The 6129-nt window shown below is 72.3% G+C and carries 7 protein-coding genes; 5 read left to right on the plus strand and 2 right to left on the minus strand.

All coding sequences use genetic code 11. The features are described 5' to 3' along the window. The 3 genes from GWI24_RS39095 to GWI24_RS39105 all read left to right on the plus strand — a co-directional run. On the plus strand, positions 1–711 hold a 711-nt coding region (locus GWI24_RS39095; RefSeq protein WP_247617514.1), incomplete at its 5' end, for an AIM24 family protein. An 11-nt stretch (positions 712–722) separates the two neighbouring features. Next, entirely contained in the window at positions 723–1406 is a 684-nt protein-coding gene (locus GWI24_RS39100; protein ID WP_014054765.1) for an AIM24 family protein, read from the plus strand. Positions 1407–1422: 16 nt separating this feature from the next. Next, the gene (locus tag GWI24_RS39105) at positions 1423–2181 is read left to right on the plus strand and encodes an AIM24 family protein (RefSeq protein ID WP_210950780.1); all 759 of its coding nucleotides are present in this window, start codon (positions 1423–1425) and stop codon (positions 2179–2181) included. 133 nt (positions 2182–2314) lie between these two features. On the opposite strand, the gene GWI24_RS39110 is transcribed toward GWI24_RS39105, so the two are convergent. Together GWI24_RS39110 and GWI24_RS39115 are read right to left on the minus strand one after the other, a co-directional pair. Further along, positions 2315–2842 carry an NUDIX hydrolase gene (locus tag GWI24_RS39110; RefSeq protein WP_210950781.1) on the minus strand — a complete coding sequence of 176 codons (528 nt, stop codon included), beginning with the start codon at positions 2840–2842 and terminating at the stop codon, positions 2315–2317. Beyond that, positions 2839–4308, minus strand: a complete 1470-nt coding sequence (locus tag GWI24_RS39115; protein ID WP_210950782.1) for a zinc-dependent metalloprotease — start codon at positions 4306–4308, stop codon at positions 2839–2841. The genes GWI24_RS39110 and GWI24_RS39115 overlap by 4 nt, the downstream gene beginning before the upstream one ends. 191 nt (positions 4309–4499) lie before the next feature. Between GWI24_RS39115 and GWI24_RS39120 the strand changes: the two genes are divergently transcribed. Next, the gene (locus GWI24_RS39120; RefSeq protein WP_210950783.1) at positions 4500–5609 is read left to right on the plus strand and encodes an NAD-dependent epimerase/dehydratase family protein; all 1110 of its coding nucleotides are present in this window, start codon (positions 4500–4502) and stop codon (positions 5607–5609) included. An 82-nt stretch (positions 5610–5691) separates the two neighbouring features. Next, the coding region (locus GWI24_RS39125; protein WP_210950784.1) for a molybdenum cofactor biosynthesis protein MoaE at positions 5692–6129 on the plus strand (438 nt) is incomplete at its 3' end.

Below are 6129 nucleotides of genomic sequence, written 5' to 3' on the forward strand. Positions count from 1 at the left end.
CCTTACGGTCAACCGCAGCCCATGGGCGGTGTCCCCCAGGGCGGTGGCGCACCCGGGCTCCAGGCCGCGCTCTCCAAGTACCGCGAGGCGCCCACCGGCCAGCGCTGGACGCCGCAGAACACCCGGCTCATGCGGGTCGACCTCGGCGTCGGCGGCCAGCCCGTGCTCGCTCGCCAGGGCACGATGGTCCTCTACCAGGGCAAGGTCGACTTCAGCTACAAGGGCGCCGGTTTCCGCGGCCGGATCGTCGGCAACGCGACCGGCCAGGAGATGCAGCTGATGCGCTGCACCGGCCAGGGCCAGGTCTTCCTCGCCGAGAACGCCGCCGAGCTCCACCCGATCGAGCTCCAGGGCGACGCCATCTGTGTCTCGGCCGAGAACGTGCTCGCCTTCGACGAGTCGCTGCACCACGAGGTGCGCCGGATCGAGGGCCACGGCATCCCCGGCGGCGCGCTGTTCACCATGCAGTTCCAGGGCACCGGGACCGTCGTGGTGAAGACCGAGGGCACGCCGGTCGTCCTCCCCGTCACCCCGACCACCTTCGCCGACAGCAACGCCATCGTGGCGTGGTCCGCCGGAGCTCAGGTGATCATCTCCAGCCAGGTGCGGCTGCGCCGCAGCGCCTACCCCGGCCACAGCGGGGAGACCGTGAACCTCCAGTTCCGTGGCGCGCCCGGCAACTTCATCGTCGTCCAGCCCTACGAGGTCTGAGGGAGCCCGATATGGACCAGCAAATGATCTCGGGCTTCGCACCCGCCCCGGTCGCCGCCCGGATGGAGAACCACGGCGCCAGCATGCTCAAGGTCGCCATGCAGAGCGGCCAGGACCTCTTCGCCCGCACCGGCTCGATGGTGGCCTACGAGGGCTTCGTCCAGTACGAGCCCAACCCGCCCGCGGTACGGCAGATGGCCTCCCAGTGGCTGACCGGCGAGGGCGCCCCGCTGATGCGGTGCAGCGGCGACGGGCTGCTCTACCTCGCCGACTACGGGGCCAACGTCGTCTGCATCAACCTCAATGGCGACGCGCTGTCGGTCAACGGCACCAACCTCCTCGCCTTCGACGCGCACCTCCAGTGGGGCGTCGAACGCGTCAAGGGCATCGCCAAGTTCGCCGGGCAGGGCCTGTTCAACGTGGGCGTCTCCGGCACCGGCTGGGTCGCCCTGACCTCCCGCGGCACCCCCATCGTGGTCGACTGCGGCCGCGGCGAGGACGAGACCTATGTGGACCCGGACGCGCTCGTGGCCTGGTCCTCCGGGCTCAAGGTGAAGGGCAAGCGCAGCTTCAAGGCGTCGTCCCTGATCGGCCGGGGCAGCGGCGAGGCGTATCAGCTCGGCTTCTCCGGGCAGGGCTTCGTCGTCGTACAGCCCAGTGAGGACAGCACCGACCGGCTCCGGGCCCGGGGCTGAGGGGGAGGGACACCAGATGCAGAGCCCGCTTTTCGCCTTCACCGAGGCCCAGACGCAGGACCGCTACGCGCTCCAGAACCCGCAACTGCTGCGGGTCGCCCTGAGCGGCCATGAGGATGTGCTCGCCCGTAAGGGCAGCATGGTCGCCTATCAGGGGCTCATCGAGTTCGACGGCGAGTACCAGACGCCCGGGCAGCACAGGGCCCGGGCCCGTACCGGTGAGGGCCTGGACCTGATGCGCTGCTCCGGGCAGGGCACGGTCTACCTCGCCAACCTCGCCCAGCACATCCATGTGATGGACGTGGACCACGACGGGCTGACCGTCGACAGCTCCTATGTGCTCGCGATCGACTCCACGCTGCACTGGGAGTCGATCGCGGTGGACAGCCAGTTCGGGATCTCCGGGTCCGGCAAGTACAACCTCAACATCTCCGGCCGGGGCAAGGTGGCGCTGATGACCTCGGGGCAGCCGCTGCTGCTCCAGGTCACCCCGGACAAGTACGTCAACGCCGACGCGGACGCCATCGTCGCCTGGTCCAGCTCGCTGCGGGTCCAGATGCAGGCGCAGACGCACTCCTCGGGCGTCTGGCGGCGGCGCGGCAACACCGGCGAGGGCTGGGAGCTCAGCTTCCTCGGCCAGGGCTACGCCCTGGTGCAGCCCAGCGAGCTGCTCCCGCCGCAGAACGCGGTGGTCGGGGGCGGCATGGCCGCGCAGTTCGGCATGGGCCAGCAGGGCGCCCGCGGTCAGAACCAGGGCAACATCTTCAGCAACTGACCGAGGTCACCGCTGGTGGAGCACAGCGGCCGCGGGCCCTCGGGTCCGCGGCCGTCCCGCATTCCGACAGGCTCCTCGATTCCGACAGGCTCCTCGATTACGACAGCCTCCTCGGAGCAGCCCAACGCGCTCCTCAGAGCAGCGCGCGGGTGCGCGTCACCAGGTGGCGCACCGACTCATCGGCCACGTCCGCCACCTCGTCGTAGCCGAACCAGCGCAGATCCAGCGACTCGTCGCTGATCGCCGCCACCGCGCCCCGGGGCGCCACCGCCGCGTACTGGACGTCCAGGTGCCAGGCACAGGGGGTCTGGTGCCGGTCGAGCCGCACCGGGCCGCCCGGCAGCAGCGTCAGCCCCGCGATCCCGGACTCCTCCGTGGCCTCGCGCAGCGCCGCGCCCGCGAGCGTGGCGTCGTCCGGCTCGCAGTGGCCGCCCATCTGGAGCCACATCCGCAGTTTCCGGTGCAGGGTGAGCAGCACCTGCTCCCGGTCCGGGTCGATCACCAGCGCGCTCGCCGTGATGTGGCCGTCCCCGCACGCCTTCCACATGCCGTCCGGATACGCGGCCAGATGGTCGCCGTACAGCCGCCGCAGCCGCTCCTGGGCGGCATCGGGCGCGGGCCAGTCGATGAGCACCCGCGCCGCGTCCTGGTGAAGACTCACTTCTCGCCGTCGCCCCGGTCGCCGCCCTCGCGGTCGTCCTCGCCGCCCTCGCGGCCCTTACGGAGGTCGGGACCCTCGGAGCCGTCCTTACGGTCCTCATCGCCGCCCGCCGCCTCGCCGAGCATCTTGTCCAGCTCGGAGAAGTCCAGCTGCTCGCGGTGGACGAAGCCGTCCGGGTCGTCGAGGTCCTGCGCCGTCGGCAGCATGTCCGGGTGCGCCCAAAGACCGTCGCGCCCCTCCAGGCCGCGGGCGTCGGTGAGGGAAGCCCACAGCCGGGAGGCGTCCCGCAGCCGGCGCGGCCGCAGCTCCAGGCCGATCAGCGTGGCGAAGGTCTGCTCGGCGGGGCCGCCGCTCGCCCGGCGCCGCCGCAGTGTTTCGCGCAGGGCGTCGGCGGACGGCAGATGCGGCTTGGCGGCGGCGTGCACCACCGCGTCCACCCAGCCCTCCACCAGCGCCAGAGCGGTCTCCAGGCGCGCCAGCGCGGCCTTCTGCTCGGGGGTGTCCTCGGGCTGGAACATGCCCTGCTGGAGCGCTTCCTGCAGCTGCTCGGGGTGGGTCGGGTCGAGCTGACCGACCGCGTCCTCCAGCTTGGCGGTGTCGACCTTGATGCCGCGGGCGTACCCCTCGACCGCGCCGAAGAGGTGCGAGCGCAGCCACGGCACATGGGCGAACAGCCGCTGGTGGGCCGCCTCGCGCAGCGCCAGATACAGCCGGACCTCTTCCTTGGGCACGCCGAGGCCGGAGCCGAGCGCCGCGATGTTGACCGGCAGCAGGGCCGCCTTGCCCGCCGGGCCCAGCGGCAGCCCGATGTCGGTCGAGCCGACCACCTCGCCGGCCAGCACGCCCAGCGCCTGCCCGATCTGGGTGCCGAACATGGCGCCGCCCATCGAGCGCATCATCCCGAGCAGCGGGCCGGCCATGGCCTGCATCTCCTCGGGCAGCACATCGCCCATGGCGGCGCCGACGCGCTCGGCGACCGGGTCCACCAGGTCCTTCCACACCGGCAGGGTCGCCTCGACCCATTCGGCGCGGCTCCAGGCCACCGCGGTCCCCGAGCCCGAGGGCAGCGAGGTGACGCCGTCCAGCCACAGGTCCGCGAGCCGCACGGCCTCCTGGACCGCGGCGCGGTCGGCGGGGCCGACGCTCTCGTCCTTGCTGCCGTCGGCGGTGCCGCGCGCGACGGTCTGGCGGGCGATGTCCTTGGCCATGTCCCAGTTCACCGGGCCGCCCTCGTACGAGAGCATCTGCCCGAGCTGCTGGAAGGCGGCGCCCAGGTCGCCCGGGTTCAGCGAACCGAACATCGCGGCGAACGGATTCTCCGCGCCGCCCGCTCCGCCGGTTCCGCCGCCGAACCCGAAGGGATTCGCGGGGCCCTGCTCGCCGCCCTGGCCGCCCTTCTTCTTGCCGTCGTCGCCGTCCTCCGGCTCCTCCGGCGGAAGGCCGAATCCGAATGGGGTGTCACTCACGGGTTTCCTCGGCTCGTTGGGCCACCGGCCCCGGGCCGGTGGCGGATGCCCGACATCACCACCCAGCCTAGACACCTCGCCGGTTTCCGGGCTCGGTGCTTCGCTGATCGCCGCCCTGCGGCAGGATGGACGTCACCTGGTACGTATGCGTGCATGCGCTGCGTACTGAAGACAACCGCTGGAGACGCCCGGTGAGTTCCCCAGACCGAGAAGTTCGCGCTGCGCGAAACGATACGGCCCGTACCGCACGACGACCCGTCGTGGCGGTGACCGGTGCCGCCTCGGGCCCAGGTGCCCTGCTCACGCAGCGGCTCGCGGAGTCCGAAGAGGTCAAGCAGGTCCTGGCCATCGACGAGCGCCGCGGTGAGGTGACCGAGGCGCAGTGGCATGTGCTGGACGTCCGCGATCCGGCCATCGCCGAGAAGCTGCGCGGCGCCGATGTCGTGGTCCACCTGGCCGTCGACCTGGACCTGGGCACCGACGCCGCCGCCCGCACCGCCTACAACGTGCGCGGTACCCAGACGGTCCTGACGGCCGCCGCGGCGGCCGGGGTGCGCCGGGTGGTGCTGTGCACCTCGGCGATGGTCTACGGGGCGCTTCCCGACAACGCCGTGCCGCTCGCAGAGGACGCGGAGCTGCGGGCGACCGCCGAGGCCACCGGCGTCGGCGATCTCCTGGAGATCGAGCGGCTCGGGGAGCGCGCGCCCCGGGCGCATCCGGGGCTGAATGTGACCGTGGTGCGCCCGGCGCTCCTGGTCGGCGGCACGGACACCGCGCTCACCCGCTACTTCGAGTCACCGCGGCTGCTGGTCGTCGCCGGATCCCGTCCCACCTGGCAGTTCTGCCATATGGAGGACCTGGTCGGCGCGCTGGAGTACGCCGCCCTGGAGAAGGTCGAGGGCGAGCTGGCGGTGGGTTGCGAGGGCTGGCTGGAGCAGGAGGAGGTCGAGGAACTGTCCGGGATCCGGCGCATGGAGCTGCCCTCGGCGGTCGCCCTGGGCGCCGCCTCCCGGCTGCACCGGCTCGGTCTGACGCCGTCCCCGGCGGGTGATCTCGCGTACACGATGCACCCCTGGGCGGTCAGCGGCAGCAGGCTGCACGCGGCGGGCTGGCGGCCGCGCTGGACCAACGAGGAGGTCCTGGCGGAGCTGCTGGAGGAGGTCGCCGGCCGCCATACGGTCGCCGGGCGGCGTCTCGGCCGTAAGGACGCCACGACGCTCGGCGCCGCGGGCGCGACCGTGGCCCTGGTGGGCACCGCGGCGATCGTGCGCCGTGCCCGTAAGGCGCGCCGCCGAGCCTGAGACAAGGTCGCGGAAGGTGATTTCCGGGATCCGGTAGTCCAGTGGCTCCATTGATTCCCCGAGGGCGGGACGGTACGGCACGATGGACGACATGGCACATTCGTACGATCACCCCGGCGAGCTCGCGGCCGCCCACCCCATCCGGCTGCTCGCCGTCCGTGACACGCCCCTGTCCGTGGACGAGGTGTTCGGGGCGGTGGGCGATGCCGCGGCGGGCGGCACGGCGCTCTTCGTGGGCACCGTGCGCAACCACGACGGAGGCGCGGAGGTCGGCGCCCTCGGCTACTCCGCGCACCCGACCGCCGAGGCCGAGCTGCGCCGGGTGGCCGAGAAGGTCGTGGCCGACTTCCCGGTGCGCGCGCTGGCCGCCGTGCACCGGGTGGGCGATCTGGCGATCGGCGATCTGGCCGTGGTGGTGGCCGTCTCCTGCCCGCACCGCGCGGAGGCGTTCGCGGCCTGCCGCCGCCTGATCGACGACCTCAAGAGCGAGGTCCCGATCTGGAAGCACCAGACCTTCGCG

This window comes from Streptomyces sp. MK37H (assembly GCF_018035285.1).
Taxonomy (GTDB): domain Bacteria; phylum Actinomycetota; class Actinomycetes; order Streptomycetales; family Streptomycetaceae; genus Streptomyces; species Streptomyces endocoffeicus.